Annotated in this window: 1 protein-coding gene; it reads right to left on the bottom strand. The window is 64.9% G+C overall.

The genetic code is table 11. The features are described 5' to 3' along the window. Positions 1-470, bottom strand: a 470-nt coding sequence (locus tag X739_RS1000000170160; protein WP_031252698.1) for a DUF5801 repeats-in-toxin domain-containing protein, incomplete at both ends; no start/stop codon positions are given.

Here is a 470-nt window from a genome sequence, read left to right as displayed (position 1 = left end):
GCGCGAATCTGATCGAGGGTGACGCTGCCCGCAGCGCTGACGGAGACCGTGAACACAAGGAGGTTGGTTGTGGTGGTGCGGCCTTCAACGACGCCGCTGCCATTGACCGAGAGGACAACCGCCTCATTGGTCGCCGTGTCGACGAGCCCGGTTGAGCCTGCCGTTATGCTCAGCGCGTAGGTCAGCGTGCCGGCGCCGTCGGCGCCGTAGGCCGGGCTGAAGTTGGCGGCGAAGCTCTGCGTGTCGTTGGTCGCAAGAACCGTCTCGTCGACGGTCAGCGTCGGCTCCGCGCCGGTCGTCGAAATGCTCGGGCCATCGTCCTTGAAGTTGAGGTTCTGGCCGATGTTGAGTGTGGCCGATTGATGGTCACCGTCCTTGTCGGTGATGGTCGCGGTGAGCTTGACCAAGTCGTCCGCAGCCAGGCTCTTGCTGTCGTCGGGGTTGCTGGCGTCGGGATGAACCACCGCGCG

Origin of the sequence: Mesorhizobium sp. LNHC209A00 (assembly GCF_000502915.1) — a bacterium.
Classification (GTDB): Bacteria; Pseudomonadota; Alphaproteobacteria; order Rhizobiales; family Rhizobiaceae; genus Mesorhizobium.
The sequence above is the reverse complement of the archived record's forward strand: the minus strand, read 5'-3'. Positions and strand labels throughout refer to the sequence as shown.